This window comes from Hyphomicrobiaceae bacterium (assembly GCA_041397645.1).
Lineage (GTDB): Bacteria > Pseudomonadota > Alphaproteobacteria > Rhizobiales > Hyphomicrobiaceae > Hyphomicrobium_B.
Map to the genome: position 1 here is coordinate 1,494,938 of JAWKWE010000004.1, position 18,326 is coordinate 1,513,263.

An 18,326-nucleotide genomic window follows, 5' to 3' on the forward strand; every position below is an offset into this window, starting at 1 on the left:
AAGCGTCTCAGGTGCGTGCCGTCGATGACCATTGCAATCCATGACAACAGCGTGATCGCGTCCAGCCGCGCAGCTGGGCAAAGAATCATGGTTGTTTTCGGCACGCGACCTGAGGCGATCAAGATGATGCCTTTGGTGCTTGAGCTGAGGAAGCGTCCTGGTTTTCATCCGGTCGTCGTTTCGACCGGTCAACACCGCACGATGCTCGATCAGGTATTCTCTCTGTTTGGCGAAAGTCCCGATATCGATCTCGATATCATGACGCCCGGACAGACCCTTTCCGACATAACGGGGCGTGTACTCCAGGAGATGTCGAAGGTGTATGCCGCTCAGCGTGTCGACCGTGTTCTTGTTCATGGCGACACCACGACCGCGATGGCGGCGGCTCTCTCGGCATTCTATGCGCGAGTTCCTATCGGCCATGTAGAGGCGGGATTGCGTTCGTATGACCTAAGCCGGCCCTGGCCGGAAGAATTCAATCGCGTGGCGATCGATTGTATCGCCGATATGATGTTTGCGCCTACCAAGCTATCTGCAGGCAACCTGCGCAACGAGTACAATCGGCAAGGTGAAATCCTAGTCACCGGTAACACCGGAATTGATGCCCTTATGTTCGTTTCTGGACGGCTCGATCGGGATGTGGGGCTGGTGAAAAAATGCGAGCGGAAGTTCAAATTCCTCAACCCCGAACGGCGACTTGTCCTTGTAACGGGTCATAGACGCGAGAGCTTTGGCGATGGGTTCCAGCAGATCTGTGATGGACTTCTTTCTATAGCTAGTCGCGGTGACGTCGAGGTCGTCTATCCCGTCCATCTCAATCCGAATGTTCGCTCTGTCGTTCAAAAGCGTCTGTCTGGGCATGACGCAATTCATCTCATCGAACCGGTCGAGTATCTCGACATGGTCTATCTCATGAAGCGGGCTCATATCTTGCTTACCGATTCCGGGGGAATACAGGAGGAAGGACCAGCGCTTGGAAAGCCGGTGTTGGTCATGCGGGACGTTACAGAGCGACCGGAAGCGGTCTCTCTTGGAGCCGTGGAGCTGGTTGGGTGCGATCCCAAGCGCATTCGCAGTGCAATCGATCGTCTTCTGGATGATCGGAATGAATATCACCGTCGCGCGAAGCCGTGCTTTCCCTACGGGGATGGGACGGCAGCACGGCGTATCGTAGATGCTATCTCAGAGAAAATTGCGGTATGAGTAGAGTTTGTGTCGTAGGGCTTGGTTACATCGGGCTCCCCACCGCGGCAATGCTTGCCAGTGCGGGGCATACGGTCATTGGCTTCGACGTGAATCCGGATGTGGTTGCCAAAGTCAACCAGGGGCTTGCGCATTTTCGTGAGCCTGATCTCGAGATGCTGCTCGCTGCCGCTGTTAAGACAGGTCGTCTGACTGCCCAGATGACTCCCGCGGAGGCCGATTACTACATCATTGCGGTGCCAACCCCGTTCAAGAATGGCAAGCGTCCAGATTTGTCCTATGTGGATGCAGGCACAGATTCTATCGCTCCCTATCTGCGTCCTGGTTGCACGATAATTTTGGAATCGACTTCTCCAGTGGGGACAACCGAACGGATTGCAACGCGCCTTGCTGAAAAGCGCAAGGATCTCGTCTTTCCCTCGTACAAGAATGAGGACCACCACGACGGTCAGGTCTACGTCGTCCATTGTCCAGAGCGCATTCTGCCGGGGCAGATGGTTCGCGAACTCGTCGCCAACGATCGCATTATTGGCGGAATGACGGAGTTTTGCGTAGCAAAAGCGAACAGCCTTTATGAGTCGTTCGTAAAGGGTACATCCTATACCACTGATTGCCGGACAGCCGAATTCGTCAAGCTGATGGAGAACGCCTACCGGGACGTCAACATTGCGTTCGCCAATGAGGTATCGCTGATCTGCGACCGTCTAGATGTCGACGTCTGGCAGGCGATCGATCTTGCTAACAAGCATCCGCGTGTGTCGGTGCTGAAGCCTGGCCCTGGTGTTGGCGGTCACTGCATTGCGGTCGATCCTTGGTTCATCGTCGATTCCGCCCCTGAGCAGAGCCGCCTCATCAAGACGGCGCGTGAAATAAACGATCAAAAGACGGACTATGTGTATGATCGTATTGTTCAGGCGGCCAGCCGCTTCCGCAATCCTGTCATCGCTTGCTTTGGTGTCACGTATAAGCCGGATGTCGATGATCTTCGCGAAAGTCCAGCGCTGCATATTGTTGAACGCCTGTTGAAAAACTCAAAGTTCAAGGTGCTTGTCTGCGATCCCATGCTGAAAGATCTGCCCCAGAAGATCGCATCTCATCCAAGGCTCAAGGTGGTGGATGCTGAAGCAGCCCGCGCTGAGGCGGACATTGTGACATTCCTCGTGGGACATAAGAAATTCCGCAACTTGCAGCCACAGAAGTTCCTGGAGAAAGTTGTGGTCGACACCATCGGCCTGATGTCGGTGACGCCAAGCGCTCAGTGAGGGCAGCCACGGATCGCTAGCGGCGGGATCAACGGCTCGAACCGCGGCAGCTGGGATCTCGCCGGTCGGGCTTTCATGCAAGAAAGTCATTCACAAGCCGTCGCCTCATGCACTGGTGAGGCTACGGAGAATGCTTAGGGCTTGTTCGCGCTATTTCTAAGCGAAGAAAGCGCTTCCTTCAGAGAGGCGGCGAAGGCGGCGTACAAGATACCAAGGAAGAGTCCGAAGATAAGGGCTACGCCGAGAATGTTGAAGCTAGCCAAGCCGGATGGCAGAGTGTTCGGCCGGGCGGGTACAACGTATCCGGTGGCGGCAAGCTCGGTTTCATCCGGCGGCTTGCGATTTTCTTCAGCTCTTAGGGCCCGTTCGGCCTGATCAAGAGTATCCTTGGCGCTGATGACGCTGGGGTGTTGGTCCCCGTAGGTCATTCGTAGGTTTGTCAGGGCCGTTCGCGCAGCTTCGGCGCGCGCTGCAATTCTCTGCGACCGCATCGCATCGACATACTCAGCCACAACGGCATTCGCGATGCGTGCTGCATCCAATGACGAGCGAGAGATAAAGTCGACTGTAACGATGTTAGAGCGCGGTTCGTTTTTCACGCTCAGGCGCTTCATGAGCGTCTTTGTGGCGGCATCCTCTTTGGTTGGAATGGTGTAGGTAATTGGTACGAGATTATTCAGTCGGCTATTCTGCCACTGCTGTGCGATCTCATCCATCCAGGAGCGTTGCTGCAGCTTGTCGAGGCCCAATCGCACAACGACTCGGTGGGCAAGCGACTCTGATCCGATGAACGTCGCTGCATCGGTCGCCGCCGTCGGAGACACCATTATGGGCTGCTGGGTCGGGGTTTGTGGCTCTTGAGCCGAAGCGATCTGGACAATGGCACGCGCAGTATAGGTGGGCGACCTAACGAGAACGACGATTGTCGCTAGCAGAAATACCGTCCCGCAGATCAAGGCAATAGCCCGCCGTTCACGCCATGCGGAGAGAATGACGCGATGGAGCGAATTATCATCGTTCAGCGGAAGCGTGTTAGCCGCGCTTCTTATGGAATTCGGAACGTTTTGCAGCATATTTTCGAGTACCAATGACTGGGGTTATGCAAGTGCGCTATTGGGCGTTCGAGTTGGCGTTTTGTTTTTGAGCATCTTGCATGCTTTCTGCTTTTGTCTGCATTTCAGCGCGCCCGGCCACCTTGTCGTTGATAAGAATTGCATTTCTTACCTCCAAGATATCGCCGGGCTCCAAGAACGCTGTGTCATCCACCTTGGAGGACGTGACTTGACCGTTCTGCACGCGCGTGAGCGTCAGAACGAGAGCGGCTGCATCGACGTCCTTTCCGGCGACAGCAGCTTTGAAGTCACGCAGTTGCTGCGCTGATGGCAGGGTAACATCGATTTCGCGAATCCGCTTTTCAGCCTCTTGGAGCTGAGTGGTCAGCTTGTTGTTATAGGTGGCTTCAATGTCGTTCAGCTGGATCTCAAGTGCCAATATTCGGTTCTGGAGCTGAAGTTTATCGGCTTTAAGCCGGAAGACGTTGGACTGCTTGTTGGCCTCGCCAAGCTGTAACTCGATGACCGAATTGGACTTGCCCAAGCCCTTTTCGATGAGTCGCCTGTATTCCTTCAATTGCGCCTGAACGAGCTCAATCTGCTTTGACTCAGTTTCGATTTGGCCATCGATCGCCTCGCTCTCGAGGAGCAGTTGAGGCTTCAGCGATCTTATCGTTTCCCGCTGCTTTTCTATTGCTGCAGTCTCTCCCTTGAAGACAGCAGCCTCCTGCTGAATAAGGTTCGACAGATCCGCGTCCTGCTTGTCTCGCTCGGACAACGTCTCCTCAAAGGTCTTCGCCCCATCGCGCTGCGCCTCTAGCCTTGACTTGCGGACGAGCAATTGCTTGCGCTCGGAATTGAGCAGCCTTAGGCGCTCATCACTCAGCAATAATTCGGAGACCGCCGCGCCGGCAAATTGCTGTGCGAACCCAAGCCCACCAGCCTGAGCAATCGCTCCCTTGACGATGCTGCCGAAGCGATAAGGATAAACGCCAGGTGATCTCACATCCCCCAGAACCTGAATGGGGCGGAGTTCTCCAACCTTGACGTTGACAACGGGCTTCTGAAGGATTCCGTCTTCAAGCAGGCCGACGATACGGTCCTGGCATTCAAACACGGTCAGATTGGCCACTTCGAGGTTTCCAACCAGCGGCAGGAGTATGTTGCCGGCGCCGTCGACGCTGAAATCGCCGGAGAGCTCAGGTTGGCCGAACACTGTCACTGTGATCTTGTCGCCAGGTGCCAAATGGTACTTGCGCATGTCGATTGGCCCGTCCGCTCGCACCGGAGAAGTGACGGCGATCAGAGCGACAATTAGAGCGAAGAGTTTGGGAACGATCGAAGTCCAAATTGTCGAGAGCTGCGTCATATGAAAATCCGCTATCTCCAAATCGCAATTTCCGGCCACCGCGGGTGATCTGGCGGTGTTATGTCCCAAATTCAATTGGTACAAATACTCGGTTGCTGGTGAAGCTTCAGAACTATTGCCGCTCTGATTGGTGGCGTTCGCTCAGCGTGGCGCCACTATACTTGGACATCCATATTCGTTGTTGGTTTGAGTTTCTGTTTTTTAGAAGTTAGCTAATGTTTATGGTAAGCTCCAACCTGAGCCCATATTTGAGGGCAATTCGGCTTGTTCCCGTTTGGCGGGCACCGGCCAAGCGAGCTATTGCGGGAAATTTTTCCTTGCCTCGAAGCAGGCGGTCAGGAGCGGTCGTAGCTCGCTGAGACTTTCTCACTTAGATCCCATGGCACTCTAAAACTGTTGGAATAATGCCGTTAATCTGGGCGGACTGTTCCTGCTGTAGGAACCGCGCGCTGCCGCTCGTCAGCAGTGCTAGCAGCAGGTCAAGCCCATTTTGAACGCGTGCAATCAAATCGCTCAGACATCGTTGTCAGCGTCATTTCGCAGACATGTCCGCGATAGCGGTGGCACTCGTTACGTATTGCTACGGGGTCCGCCGATAAGCAACAGATGCGATATTGGTCCGAACTTGCGGCACTATTTTTGGGGTTAAGCATAACCGTCAATAAATATGAAAATCGGTCACTTGTTGTCGTTGCGCAGTGATAAATTTTACGTCTAATTCGAGCGATATTTTCGTGTCAGCGTAGAGGATATTTTAAATGCAGGTTGTGATCCAGTGCGGAGGCAAAGGTACACGTCTTCGCCCTTACACATCCGTATTGCCAAAGCCCTTAATGCCGATCGGTGCCCGTCCGGTTCTTGAATTACTGTTGAAGTCATTGCGGCGCCACGGGCTCGAGGAAGTTTTCATAACGACGGGATACCTCGGGCATCTCATTCAGAGCTTTTGTGGAAACGGCCACCAGTGGGGCATCAACATACGCTACACGACTGAGCCGGAGCCGCTTGGCACAGTCGGTGCGCTTGCTCTTCTTCGAGATCGGATCAATGACACCTTCCTGATGCTAAACGGGGATGTGCTGACCGATCTGGATCTGCGTAAATTCACCAGCTGCCACAGAGCTCATGGCGGCCCCGTGACGATCGCCACGACGCTGCGGTCAACGCGCATGGATTATGGCGTGATCGAAGATGCCGATGGAGAGGTCACGCGCTTCCTTGAAAAGCCCATTCTGCAGCACCGTGTGAGTATGGGTGTTTACTGCATGGAGCCCTCCGTGATGTCGCTCGTGCCACCAGGAACGCCATTCGGATTCGACGACATGGTGTTTGGGATGATGGCACGCGATCTTCCTGTCCATACTTATCACCATAACGGCTTGTGGCTCGACATCGGCCGGGTTGAGGATTTTCAGAAAGCCCAAGACTTGGATTGGGACGGCGAAACCGTATCGCCTGAAGCGGTTCTCGGCTGAACCGTCATTAACTATGTTCTCCTACTCAACCATATCTCCAGCAGCGAGCTTCGTGCCACATGCTAAGCGTTTCTGAGCCTTGTCTCGGGCAAGACGAAAAGAATGCCCTGATTGAAGTCATCGATAGCGGCTGGATCACTGCGGGCGAAAAGGTCCGCCGGTTCGAGCAGGCGTTTGCCGCAGTGCACGGTGCGGACGATGCGGTGGCGGTGTCATCTTGTACTGCTGCGCTGCATCTCATCCTGCTCGGGCTGGGGCTTGGTCCGGGCGATGAGGTTCTTGTCCCGGCGATGACCTTCGCCGCCACCGCAAATAGCGTCCTTTACGTAGGGGCGAAACCTGTCTTTGTGGACATCGAGTCGGCCGATGTTCCATTGATGTCGCTGGAGCACGCGGCAGCCAAATGCACAGAGAGAACCCGTGCGGTCATTCTCGTGCATTATGCCGGGTATCTGGCTGACCGGGAGAAATGGCAGGCATTTGCGGAAGAACGCAATCTTTTGCTTGTCGAGGATGCTGCGCATGCGTCCGGTCTGCGAGAGGCCGGCACCTTCGGTGTGGCGGCCGCTTTCAGCTTTTACGGCAACAAAAATATGACGACTGCTGAGGGGGGGGCCGTTATTGCCCGGGATCCGGCCCTCCTTGAGCGCATTCGGCAGGCTCGCGGGCACGGACTGACGAGCGCTACCTTTCAGCGTCACGGAAGTTCGATGCCGGGGTACGACGTTACGATGCTCGGCTATAACTATCGAATAGACGAATTGCGCGCTGCAATAGGCCTGGTGCAGCTCAAGAAGCTCTTGGAGTGGAATGAGCGTCGTCGTCAACTTACCGCTCTGTATAGGACCCTTCTGTCAGAGCGTGCTCAACATGTGCGCGTGCCATTCTCGGCGCCGCGTACATCTGCTTGTCATATTATGCCGATCGTATTGCCCCATGAAAGTAATCGTGCCGAGGTCATTGCGGCCATGCGTACCTCCGGGGTACAAACAACCATTCACTATCCGCCGACCCATTTATTTTCGTATTATAGAAATCAGTTTCCAGGTGTTCATTTGCCCGAGACAGAGGATTTCGCGCAGCGTGAGTTAACGCTTCCGCTTCATCCGAAGATGGAAGAAGGTCACGTGGATTTAGCGGTGAATGCTCTTGTTGATGCGCTTTGAGTAACGAGAAGGTGTGAGTTCCGTGGCTACAGTAACGACGAGTTCAGTGCGTAGCGTGACGATTGGCCATATTACCCGTCGGGTGTTTGATATTGTTCTGGCCGCCGTTTCGTTGATTGCGCTTGCGCCGCTCATGGGCCTTATCGCACTCGCGATTGTGCTTGAGAGTGGTCGCCCAATATTTTTCTCGCATACGCGGCTTGGCCTGCACGGCCGGCCATTTCGCATGTTCAAGTTTCGCAAATTTCACAAGACTTGCAGTGCCAGCGGTCTTCAGCTGACATTGGACGGTGATGCACGCATGACAAGCGTAGGCCGCTTGTTGAGGCTGACCAAGCTCGATGAGCTGCCTCAACTCTGGAATGTTCTCCTTGGCGACATGTCCATTATTGGACCTCGTCCTGAATCGACCGGTTATGCCGATTGTTTCAAGGATGGCTTTGAAGAGATCCTGAAATACAAGCCGGGAATTCTTGGGCCGACGCAGGTCAAGTTCCGCGACGAGGGTGCTCTGTATCCCAAGACTGGCGATTTGGACGAGTTCTATCGCAAGGTTCTGTTCCCCGCAAAAGCCCGCATTGATCTGGACTATTATTCAGACCGTACCCTTCTGGGAGATCTCGGCTGGCTTGTGCAGGGCATATTAGCGACGATTGGCGTGCAGAAGCATACGGTCTCGCTGAAAACCAGCGAAACACGCGAACGCGAGCCTTCAAGGTCGAATGCTTGAAGGCCGCGTCGCGGCAAGTCGATTGCGCGTGTAATGGCGAGTGTACATACGAACAGCCAACGGCTGGGCCGACTAACCCAGGAAGCGTCTCGGGTTGGCGGCGTTCTCCTGATCGGACCGTTGCCCCCACCCAGGGGCGGAATATCAATCCATATCCTTCGTCTTGCGCGCATATACGAACAAGAAGGTATCGCGTATCGGTTACTTGATGAATCGCGAACCGCCAAGCCTGGGGTTCCCAACCTTCGACGACAAACGGTCTTTGCCTACTTCGGGCTGCTGCGTGCGGCGGATGTTGTTCATATCCACACCAGCAACCGATATCTCCGTTTGGCGCATACCATTTTTGCTCGACTTATGGGCGCACGTGTTCTTCAAACCGTACACGGTCATGACAGTCGGTTCTTCCCCAGACTTTGCCTTCGCGCGGCATGTCGGCTGGCTCATGAACGCATCGCAGTGAGCGACGCGGTATCCAAAGAGATTGGTGTACCGTCACGTGTTATCCCTGCTTTCATCAGTCCAACCGTAGACCAGGGAAAAGTTCCCGCAGACATCGTGCGGTCGATTGCGGATTACCGGGCGAGTGGAAAAAAAGTACTGGCTTTGAATGCGAGCCGTCTGCCACAATTTAATGGTGCAGATATTTACGGAATCGATTTGTTGATGTCCGCATTTTTGCGCTCAGATGTTCGCGAACGATGCGGCGCAGTCGTCTGCATCTCAGATATAGACCAGAATAACGCGTATCTTCACCATTTGCGCGATCGCTTAAGGCACAACGGGCTTAACGACCATATATTGCTCAGAGTGGGTGAGATCGAGTTTGCTGGTATGTTGAAACATTGCGATTTATTCGTCCGTCCAACGAGTACGGACGGCGATGCAGTTTCCATTCGGGAGGCACTTTGGCTGGGCATTCCGACAGTCGCGTCTGATGCCGTTGCCCGTCCCGCTGGGGTCACCACGTTCCGCAGTCGTGATGCGAATGATCTCGCGCGAAAAATTTTGCAGACCGTCTCAACAAAGGAAGCAGTCGCCGTACGTTCCGATTGCTATGGCGAGCAGGTTCTGGAGACATGCAAGGGATTGCTAAAGAGGCAGTGCGATGTGGAGTAACATCTACTTCAAACTGCCGGTGTCGCTGCAAAACGCAGCTTGCTCGCTGGTTGGGCTGAGGCTGAAGCGATTCCGGTATAACAGCGAGTTCTGGAAACTGCTCCATCAGCTTGAAAGAAACGGCCAGCTTGATGATGCCGGCTTGGTGCAACTGAGAGATCGGCGTCTTGCGGAAGTGGTTCGGCATGCCGCCACGACTGTTCCCCATTACCAGAGGCTTTTCGCCGAACTCGGCATCAGACCGACGGACGTTCGCAGCTTGTCGGACATCGCCAAGCTTCCCATTCTCAACAAGGTCGAAGTGCAAAGGTCGACCGAGAGCTTCTTTTCGAGCGCGGTTCCAAGGTCGGAGCGCAAATGGGTGCACACGAGTGGCACGACGGGTGCCGGGTTGGATTTCGTCACTACCCCGACAGCAGTGCGAGAGCACTATGCTGTTTGGTGGCGCTATCTGCGATGGCACGGAATACCGTTTGGGACGTGGTGCGCTTATTTTGGAGGGCGCTACATTGTCCCTTCAGAGCAGACTTATCCGCCCTACTGGCGCGAAAATATCTTCGGAAAGCAGCTTCTATTCAGCGCTTTTCACACGACGCCGGAAAATCTAGAACATACTGTTCGCAAGCTTCGAGAGGCGCGGCCGCCTTGGCTTCATGGATACCCATCCCACCTCACAATTATCGCCACTCACATACTTGAGACCGGATTTGATCTTGGCTACAGGCCTCGATGGATAACGACCTGTTCAGAAAGTGTGCTCGCGCATCATAGTTCTGCCATTCGCGCGGCATTCGGTGTCGCGCCCCTGCAGCATTACGCAATGGCCGAGGCAGCCGCCAATATATCAGAGTGTCCTGCAGGCAATCTCCACGTTGATGAGGATTTTGCCGCGGTCGAGTTCATTCCGTTGGGTGAAGACGGACTGCACCGGGTTGTCGGCACGAATATGTCCAACCTCGCGACGCCTCTGCTGCGCTACGATACCGGCGATCTCGTTCGGCTGTCGTCAACACCGTGCTCGTGTGGGAGGCATGGACGAATCGTCGTGTCGATCGAGGGTCGTGCGGAAGATAACGTCGAGCTCCCGAACGGCGCACGCATTTGCCGGTTCGATCACGTTTTTAGGGGACAAGTGAATATTCGAGCGGCCCAGATCCACCAAAGCGAGGTCGGCGCGATCGATGTCCTCATCGTCAAGGGAGAACGATATTCAACGGAAGACGAGGCCAACATTCTAGATGGCTTCCGGCTACGTGTCGGCAAGAATACCGATGTTCGCCTTCATTATGTCGACGAAATTCAGAGAGCCGCGAGTGGTAAGACGCGGTTTGTCATTAGTGACGTCCGGCGGAAAAGATCAACGTGCAGTTCAGGCCAATCCGTTGCCAACACCATGTCGTGATGTCTGCGTCCAATAGGGTTTCCGCAAGCAGCATTCATTCAACAGAAACTCCAATTGGCAATAGCGTTAATTTCGAATTGAACAAGCATCTGTACTTTTGGGATGCGTCATGCGCCAGCCCTTAGGGCGATTTCAAATTAGGGTTGTTGAGCAGGATACAGGGCAGACAGGTTCAAATGCTTGTTGTAAGCCTGTATTAATGGAACGTGGTGCCCTCGTTACCAGGCGTCAATCGGCGTTTGAGAAGGCGGAGCCAGCAAAGGTCGAGTCTGAGATATTTGCATTTATGTCTTCAATCGAAGAGGCACATGCAGATCTCGTTTGTAACGACACAGAAAGACAGCGCGAACTCCAAGCACTTCCGAACTTCCAGAACGTGGAATGTCGATATTGACCCGGCCGGAAGAAATAGCTCGACCTGAGAAAAATGACCTCCCATTCGATGATCGAGCGGGTGCGTCAGCGATCGGGTCGTTGAGTGAGCTCCGGAAGTTGAAACCCAAATTGGTTTCTGCTTTGCCGGAGTCCGGACAGCCGGCAAAGGTTCTTCTTATTGGCTCGCTGCCGCCACCGCTAGGCGGCGTCACGGTGCACATCACGAGACTAACAGAAGCGTTGAGGAAGCTTGGCTACCTTGTGAGCTTGTTGAACGAGTCGCGGAACTTGCGCGACGACGTCCCCAATGTCCGGACGAGCTCCCTGCGGGCCTATTTCGCTCTACTGCGACGCGCAGACATCGTCCACATCCATTCAAGCAATCCGGGTGTCAGACTTTATCACGCCGTCGCCGCGCGTCTGGCCGGAAAGCAGGTTGTTATTACGCTCCATTCCGCCAAGTCGAACGTTATCGGCAGGCTGCTCTATCGCATGGCATGCGCCGTTGCTCACCAAGCCATTCCTGTCAGCAAGGAAATAAGGGAATCGCTGGGGCTGAAAGGTGAGCCCATACCAGCATTTCTTCCGCCGTCACGGTCGGAGGAGGTTGTTCCGCCGGAGTTGGCCGATTGGATGGAGATGCAGCGTAGAGAGGGTCGCAGGGTTGCTGTCTCTAACGCATCGAACATGCGCTTGTTCGCCGGTCAGGATCTCTACGGCTTGGACATGCTCGTTGAGTGCTTCGCGCGGCCGGACGTTGCGCGCAAGTACGCATTGCTGCTTGTTGTAGCATCAGTTCGCATCGGAGCCGACAGCTTCAAGGCGTTGCAGCAAGATATAGAGCGTCGCGGATTGGGTGCGCAGATCAAGCTCGTCAATGTAGATGCGCCGTTTGCCGGTATCATTGCCGCTGCGGACGCGGTAGTGCGTGCAACAAACACTGATGGCGATGCGTTAACGGTGCGCGAAGGACTTTGGTACGGCAAGCGCGTTTTGGCATCAGATTGTGTAATGCGACCAGAGGGCACAGAGTTGTTTAAGACCCGCGACGTCGACGATCTTGCGATCAAGCTTCTTGATGACGTTAGCGAAAGATCCGTTGTCGAGTCACCCGATTTCGTCAGCGACTTGGATGCAGTTTATCGGAGTTGTCTTAAATCGCGGTCCCGCCAAACTGGCGTTGAAGAGGCGGTTTTCGATAAGCCCGCGCAGGCCAAAAAGAAAATTCTCGTCATTGCGCAATTCTACGCGCCCGACATAACCGCGGGCGCGTTCCGGATCAGCGAGACGGTAGGACTATTGCGCAAAGATGCGGACGTGCGGGTCATCACCGCTGTTCCCCACAAGGCGCAGGCAGAAGCGGCGGGTGATAGAAGCGAAGAAGGCGTGGTGCGGGTCTGGATAAGACCCTACGAGGGTGGCGGTGCGTTCAACTATATCGCGCACTACTTTTCGTTCGTCGTCACCGCGATTGCAGCTGGCATCCGGCTACGACGCAGCGGATGGCGTCCCGATGTCATCTGGGTCAGCTCTCCGCCCTTATTTGTTGGCATCGCCGGGGACGTGTTGCGGCGAGTGATGGGTTGTCCCTTGGTCCTGGACATCAGAGACATCTGGCCGGAGTCTGCTGTCGGCGCCAAGGTTATTACCCAAGACGGCGCGCTGTTTCGCTCAGGAAAAGTCTTGGAACGCTGGCTCTATGCCCGCGCCGACCGCATGACGTGCGTATCGCAGGCGATGCAGCGCTACCTGACCGAGATGTCAGGCAAGACCGTGCACGTCGTCTACAACGGTATTCTTACCCGTCCTCGGCCGGAGCCGGCGGCTAAAATCGAAAAACGGATACTCTACGCGGGCAATCTTGGTCGTGCGCAAGGTTTGGACGTCTTGATTGCAGCGTTTGCCGAGGCAAAAAAGCGATCTGAGAATCTTGTTGGCTGGACGGTCGATTTCATCGGCACCGGTGCAATCGAAGAGTCGCTACGCGCCAGCGTTGCCGAACTTGGACTTGACGACAAGGTTCGCTTTCTTGGAGTGCGCGACAAGCCGTCAGCCATTGCGGAGATGCGCCAGTCGGCTGCCTTGTTTATCAACCTCCTAAGCGAAGCAGTGTTTGCGCTGACGGTTCCCTCGAAAGTCTTCGACTGCATGCTTGTGGGTCGGCCCATTCTATTTGGTGTCGAGAACGCCGAGGCGCGGGCCATATTGGCAGAGAGCGGCGGCAACATCGAGTTCAGCGCTAACGATCAGGAATCCCTTACAGCGGCAATCATCGACCTCGCCGCGCGGTTGAAAGAGGTCGAAGTTTTGGCGCATGCCAATTCCGACGTCGTTCTGAGCAGGTACACTCGTGAGGAGGCGACCCGCGAACTGGTCTCCGCGCTAGATGCGGCGCTAGCGTCGCCACGCCCGTCTGCGTTTCATAGACTACGAGCCAAAGTCAACGGGCTCTGGCAAGGGACGGTCCGTCAAGCCGAGTTCATCCGCCACGTTCCAGCGCGCAAATTGCTTCGTAGAGGTGAACTCACGGCCAAAAGGCAACTGCTGCAGCGTTTTCCTCCAGCTCAGTCGGCGCCGCAAGATGCTAGGCTTGCTATTGAGCTGCCGTTGCCTTTGATGCCGCCCCGACGGGGCAGAGCAACATCTGAGAATGGCGCCTTGAGGTTTACGCTTCTTGGCAGGACGCGAAATGTTTCGCTGCCGATCGCTTGGCAAAGCGCGGAGCAGGAGCGCGAGACTCAGCTTTGGTGGATGACACTCAACTATATGGAATTTCTTGAGGAGTTGAACGACGACATCTTTGCGTCTGTCGTCGACTCTTGGATGTCGTCTGTGCGTCCTTATGCGAAGGGATATTGGCGCGACACCTTCAATAGCTTCACTCTCTCAATCAGAACCGTCGTATGGATGCAGCAACTTGCCAGCAGGAAGATGTTGGCGCCATCGCTGCGCCTGAAGCTCGCTGACAGCATCGCACAGCAGCTACATTTTCTCGAACGTAACCTTGAGACCGATCTTGGCGGCAATCATCTGATCAAGAATGTCAAGGCGCTTATTTTCGGAAGTGTGTACTTTGAAGGAAAGACAGCGCGCGGATGGCGCGAGCGGGCCTTAAAACTTCTCGCGAGAGAACTGCCACATCAGATCCTTGTTGATGGCGTTCACTTTGAGCGGTCGTTGTCGTACCACAACCAGGTCTTTGTCGATCTGCTTGAGATTCGTCATGTGCTCGGGTGCGATCCGCTCGCTGGCGCATTGGATCGTGCGCTGGCGGCAATGGCCCAGGCGATTGCAGATTTCGCTCATGGTGATGGAATGCCGGCGCAATTCAGCGATGCTGGCCTTCATATGAGTTATTCTTCTGAGGATTGCCTCAACGCCCATCAGGTTGTCTTTGGCAGTAGGCCAGAGGGCCGTTCGGCCTTTTCATATCCCGATGCGGGCTACTTCGGTTTGCGGGACGCGGAGACAGATACTCTCTTTGTTGCCGATTGCGGTCCGATTGGTCCCGACGATCTTCCAGGTCATGGCCATGCGGACATCTTGTCGTTTGAATGGTCCATCGCCGGAAAGCGACTTATCGTTGATCAAGGTGTTTACGAGTACGTGGCTGGTGCTCGCAGAGACGCATCGCGATCGTCGCAGTACCACAATACGTTGAGCATTGCCGGCGTCGATCAGGCCGACTTTTTCGGGGATTTTCGCGTTGGACGTCGGGCCCATGCAACATTGCTCAATTTTGAACAGACCCAGGACGGGATCGTGATGGAGGGACGTCATGATGGATTTGCGCCGGCGGTCCATACGCGGCATTTCACAGTGTCGGGAAGCGAAGTAACGGTCAACGACCGCTTGCAAGGGAATGCGCACAGGAAAGTAGCAGTCAGCCTCTTGTTACATCCGGAGGCCCGTCCGCGTCTCTTGACAGACGGTATTCACATTGTGTTAGGCGGCCGGACGATACGTTTGCGCTCCAACATCCCGTTCCAAATCGAACCTGCGGTATGGTGGCCGGATATCGGTGCCGAGCTGGAGACGAACCGTCTGATCGCCCGATGGCCCGAGGGATGCGAAAGCGCGACGTTCTCTCTGCGGGTTGAGGCGCGGCCAGACCATGAATAGACATGCTTTGCCCTCGGTATTGCACCGGTTCGTGGACAGATCCTTTAACGCAAGGAGTCGCCCGTGATCCGCGATGCGTTGCGTGTTTTTGGATCAAATCTCGCGGTTAATCTGAGTTCCTTTTTGGTGCTCGCGATTGCAGGCCGTGTGATGCAGGTGGAAGAGTTCGCGACGCTTAGCCTCGTAGTCGCGATGAGTCAGCTTGGGTCCAGCGCACTCGATCTTGGGATCAATGTTGGAACGGTCAAGAAATACTCAGAGAAGAAGGAGCAGCGCTTTCTATCGACGCTTATATGGTTGAAGCTTGCAGTCTATGCAGTTTGCGTGGCGTTCGTCTTCTTGGGCTATATGGGCGGTGCTCCAGCTTACTGGTTGGTAGTGATCGCCTGCGCTGCATCGATCGATCTGTGGAGTGGGGCGCGAGCCCTTGATCAGGCGCGGACGGATTTCGAAAGCTTTGCGCAAGCCAACATTTTGTTCGCTATCCTGCGCATTCCATTATCCGTCATTGGGATAATTAGGGGCAATGCTTTCTTGGTGGCTGCGGGGCTCTATATTGGACCGCTGTTAGCAATCGCACTGTATAAATGGAGAGCAACGGCCTCTCATGCCGAGAGGCCCGACGTCGATACCGGCTCTGAAGTTCTGCGTTATGCGTTGCCCGTATACGTTTCGTCTACAATGTACACGTTTGCGATCTACTGCCCTCAATTCTTTATCTCTCATCGCCTGGACGCTGCAGCTGTTGCGACGTTCGGCGTGCTCCTCACGTTTCTCGGTCCGCTCGTTTTGCTGAATGCGTCAGTGAGAGTTTATCTTCTGCCACTTGTGGCCGGAAGCGCCATCAGGAGATCGGATATTCTATCAAATCGACGGGTCGTGGCGATGGTGTGGGGGCTGCTGGGAGCTGCATTTCTGGGTTTATCTATCTCAGCGGTTCTAATTGAGAAGATTTATGGACAGAAGTATCCGGGCATTGCGCTCCCATTCGCGATATTCATTGGGCTGAATTTTCTGTGCTTATTGATCGGTGAGTTCAATATCGAGGTCCACCGGCTGGGGAGGATCAAGGTCGAGGCCTTGGTCAACTTTGCGCGCCTTGCAGTTCTAGTAACTGTCCTGTGGTTGTTTGGTAGTGATCTCCTTTCGATCGTGATTTTGTCAGGACTTACGATGGTGGTTGGAGAAATAGTCCTATTTCTCGTTATTGGTGAATTGCTGCGTAGAGAAGCAATTGAGCACGGTTCGCGAGCGATAGGTGAGCGAGCGTAAAGATGGGACCGCAGCTCGAATTATTTTGGGACATCATGTCGTGACTGCACAAACGTGTGCCCTCAAGAAGCCAGCAGGACATGTTGTACGTGACGACCCAAAGCCGTTACGGTTTGCCGTCATTTATCGGGATGTCGATTTAGCGCCTTGGCAACAGCGGTCCGTAGGCTTGATGGAACGGAGCGGTTACGGGCGATTGGTAGGCTGCATTCGTGTCACGACCGCCCAAGGTGCGACTTCTCAGCTCGACAAAGACGCTGCTGGCGTCAACCTTAAGGTCGTTTCCTGCCGAGGGGAGAAGTCGGAGCGCGGCTTCTGGCAGTTAGATCATGAAGGTGTGGCAGTCGTTCGTGCGATGAATCTGGACGCTCTGTTGGTGTTCGGGATTGAGCGACTAGACGCCAGCGTGACTGAAGCGGCGCGATACGGCGCTTGGTGCTTTGCAGGATTTGGCGACCGACCCGATGCTGATGCGGCTATCGTGGCAAGCCCGGTGCGGAAAGGAGAGCCGCTGACAAGAATTGCGCTCATCAAAATGGGCTTGTCAGCTGATGATGCCATAATTCTCAAGCATGCAATCTTGCGGACACGGCGGACTATTCAAGAAAACTTCGATCACGCGGTCGACGTGATGTCCGAGTGGCCGGCAAGCGTTGCAAAAATGCTGACCTGCGGATGTGAGTTGCCCGTCGAGCACGCTTCCATCGCGGCTTTCAACGATGCCCAAGGCTTGTCTCTGGGCCAGTCGACGAAGGGGGCCGTCTCAGAATTATTACGGTGGCTGCGGTCAAAAATAGGTTCTCTCTTCACGTTCGATCAGTGGCACATCGGACTGGCTCATAGGAGCTTTCAGGAGGTGCTTGAAGGCGGATTGCCGGATGACATTTCGTGGGCTCCCACGCCAAGATGGGGTGTATTTTATGCCGATCCCATGGGCATTGAAGTCGCTGATGGCCTGAAGGTACTATGCGAGCGCTACGATCATTGGATTGGGAAGGGCGATATTTGCGCATTCGACTGCAGCGCCAGCAAGGGATGGAGCAAGAAGGCTGTCGATGCCATCGACGAGCCTTTTCATCTCTCCTATCCTTATGTGCTTCAAACTGGCGATCTTAAGGTATGTCTACCAGAATCCTGCGAGGCGGGTGCGGCCTTTGCCTATTCCATCAAGGCAGATGGGGCGATTAGCTCTACGGAAAAGAAGCAATTCCTTAATTTCGAAATTGCCGATCCAACTCTAATCAAGCATGAGGGTTTATGGTATCTGTTTGGTGCAGAGGCGAGAGAGGCTCAACACGCGTTAAGGATTTGGTACTCTGACAGCGTTGAGGGGCCATGGACGCCGCATCCAGCAAATCCCGTCAAATGCGATGTTCAAACAGCCCGGCCCGCAGGTCCGATTGTTCGCCTTAACGGTAAGCTTTATCGGCCGTCGCAGGATTCGACATATTCCTACGGCTCTGCCTGCAATATCATGGAAGTCGTTGAGTTATCGCCTACCAGCTTTAACGAAGTTTGCGCGCGCAAGATTGAACCTAATCCGCGTTGGTCTTATCCTGAAGGCATTCACACGCTGACCACGACGCGGGATGGGATTCTAATTGACGCAAAAGCTGTCCGCATCACGCCGCTCGCCCCCCTTCTTAGAATCGCTAATTTCATAGCAGTTCGTTGGCGCCGGAGGCGACTGGCAGCGCACCGCTCTAGCCTGTCCTCGTCGTGATCGGTGGTGATTATACGCCGCTTTAATTTCGGTGATCGTGATTATGAATTTCCATA

At 54.7% G+C, this 18,326-nt stretch carries 13 protein-coding genes; 10 read left to right on the forward strand and 3 right to left on the reverse strand.

Annotated elements, in window-relative coordinates; genetic code table 11:
* The first annotated feature begins 24 nt into the window (after window positions 1-24).
* Together wecB and wecC are read left to right on the forward strand one after the other, a co-directional pair.
* A complete protein-coding gene (gene wecB / locus R3D51_06840) occupies window positions 25-1,203 on the forward strand; it encodes a UDP-N-acetylglucosamine 2-epimerase (non-hydrolyzing) (GenBank protein MEZ5899196.1) in 1,179 nt (392 codons plus the stop codon).
* The gene (wecC, locus tag R3D51_06845; GenBank protein ID MEZ5899197.1) at window positions 1,200-2,465 is read left to right on the forward strand and encodes a UDP-N-acetyl-D-mannosamine dehydrogenase; all 1,266 of its coding nucleotides are present in this window, start codon (window positions 1,200-1,202) and stop codon (window positions 2,463-2,465) included. Before wecB ends, wecC begins: the two co-directional genes overlap by 4 nt.
* Window positions 2,466-2,599: 134 nt before the next feature.
* Here the strand turns inward: wecC and R3D51_06850 are convergent, their stop codons facing one another.
* Together R3D51_06850 and R3D51_06855 are read right to left on the reverse strand one after the other, a co-directional pair.
* On the reverse strand, window positions 2,600-3,538 hold the full coding sequence (locus tag R3D51_06850) for a Wzz/FepE/Etk N-terminal domain-containing protein (GenBank protein MEZ5899198.1): 939 nt from the start codon (window positions 3,536-3,538) through the stop codon (window positions 2,600-2,602).
* A gap of 37 nt (window positions 3,539-3,575) precedes the next feature.
* Window positions 3,576-4,886 carry a polysaccharide biosynthesis/export family protein gene (locus R3D51_06855; protein MEZ5899199.1) on the reverse strand — a complete coding sequence of 437 codons (1,311 nt, stop codon included), beginning with the start codon at window positions 4,884-4,886 and terminating at the stop codon, window positions 3,576-3,578.
* Window positions 4,887-5,644: 758 nt separating this feature from the next.
* Here R3D51_06855 and R3D51_06860 point away from each other — a divergent pair.
* Genes R3D51_06860 through R3D51_06870 form a run of 3 tightly spaced genes read left to right on the forward strand, consistent with a single transcriptional unit; the run spans window position 5,645 to window position 8,257 of the window.
* Window positions 5,645-6,361, forward strand: a complete 717-nt coding sequence (locus tag R3D51_06860) for a sugar phosphate nucleotidyltransferase (protein ID MEZ5899200.1) — start codon at window positions 5,645-5,647, stop codon at window positions 6,359-6,361.
* 59 nt (window positions 6,362-6,420) lie between these two features.
* Window positions 6,421-7,527, forward strand: a complete 1,107-nt coding sequence (locus R3D51_06865; protein MEZ5899201.1) for a DegT/DnrJ/EryC1/StrS aminotransferase family protein — start codon at window positions 6,421-6,423, stop codon at window positions 7,525-7,527.
* A gap of 22 nt (window positions 7,528-7,549) precedes the next feature.
* Window positions 7,550-8,257, forward strand: coding sequence for a sugar transferase (locus R3D51_06870; GenBank protein MEZ5899202.1), 708 nt, complete (start codon window positions 7,550-7,552; stop codon window positions 8,255-8,257).
* A 201-nt stretch (window positions 8,258-8,458) separates the two neighbouring features.
* On the opposite strand, the gene R3D51_06875 is transcribed toward R3D51_06870, so the two are convergent.
* A complete protein-coding gene (locus R3D51_06875) occupies window positions 8,459-8,704 on the reverse strand; it encodes a hypothetical protein (GenBank protein ID MEZ5899203.1) in 246 nt (81 codons plus the stop codon).
* A gap of 12 nt (window positions 8,705-8,716) precedes the next feature.
* Here R3D51_06875 and R3D51_06880 point away from each other — a divergent pair, with 12 nt between their 5' ends.
* The 5 genes from R3D51_06880 (at window position 8,717) to R3D51_06900 (ending at window position 18,270) form a co-directional block, all read left to right on the forward strand.
* Window positions 8,717-9,376 (forward strand): glycosyltransferase, encoded by a 660-nt coding sequence (locus R3D51_06880; protein MEZ5899204.1) that lies wholly within the window; start codon window positions 8,717-8,719, stop codon window positions 9,374-9,376.
* Window positions 9,366-10,778 (forward strand): hypothetical protein, encoded by a 1,413-nt coding sequence (locus tag R3D51_06885; protein ID MEZ5899205.1) that lies wholly within the window; start codon window positions 9,366-9,368, stop codon window positions 10,776-10,778. Before R3D51_06880 ends, R3D51_06885 begins: the two co-directional genes overlap by 11 nt.
* A gap of 381 nt (window positions 10,779-11,159) precedes the next feature.
* Window positions 11,160-15,275, forward strand: a complete 4,116-nt coding sequence (locus R3D51_06890; GenBank protein ID MEZ5899206.1) for a heparinase II/III family protein — start codon at window positions 11,160-11,162, stop codon at window positions 15,273-15,275.
* Between the two features lie 63 nt (window positions 15,276-15,338).
* A complete protein-coding gene (locus tag R3D51_06895) occupies window positions 15,339-16,547 on the forward strand; it encodes a hypothetical protein (GenBank protein MEZ5899207.1) in 1,209 nt (402 codons plus the stop codon).
* Window positions 16,548-16,587: 40 nt separating this feature from the next.
* Window positions 16,588-18,270, forward strand: coding sequence for a hypothetical protein (locus R3D51_06900; GenBank protein ID MEZ5899208.1), 1,683 nt, complete (start codon window positions 16,588-16,590; stop codon window positions 18,268-18,270).
* The last annotated feature ends 56 nt before the right edge of the window (window positions 18,271-18,326 follow it).

Coding starts and splice junctions, on each gene's coding strand:
- R3D51_06890 (MEZ5899206.1), top strand. CDS start 11,160: ATGTCGATATTGACCCGGCCGGAAGAAATAGCTCGACCTGAGAAAAAT.
- R3D51_06850 (MEZ5899198.1), bottom strand. CDS start 3,538: ATGCTGCAAAACGTTCCGAATTCCATAAGAAGCGCGGCTAACACGCTT.
- R3D51_06875 (MEZ5899203.1), bottom strand. CDS start 8,704: ATGAGCCAGCCGACATGCCGCGCGAAGGCAAAGTCTGGGGAAGAACCG.
- R3D51_06865 (MEZ5899201.1), top strand. CDS start 6,421: ATGCTAAGCGTTTCTGAGCCTTGTCTCGGGCAAGACGAAAAGAATGCC.
- R3D51_06860 (MEZ5899200.1), top strand. CDS start 5,645: ATGCAGGTTGTGATCCAGTGCGGAGGCAAAGGTACACGTCTTCGCCCT.
- wecB (MEZ5899196.1), top strand. CDS start 25: ATGACCATTGCAATCCATGACAACAGCGTGATCGCGTCCAGCCGCGCA.
- R3D51_06855 (MEZ5899199.1), bottom strand. CDS start 4,886: ATGACGCAGCTCTCGACAATTTGGACTTCGATCGTTCCCAAACTCTTC.
- R3D51_06885 (MEZ5899205.1), top strand. CDS start 9,366: ATGTGGAGTAACATCTACTTCAAACTGCCGGTGTCGCTGCAAAACGCA.
- wecC (MEZ5899197.1), top strand. CDS start 1,200: ATGAGTAGAGTTTGTGTCGTAGGGCTTGGTTACATCGGGCTCCCCACC.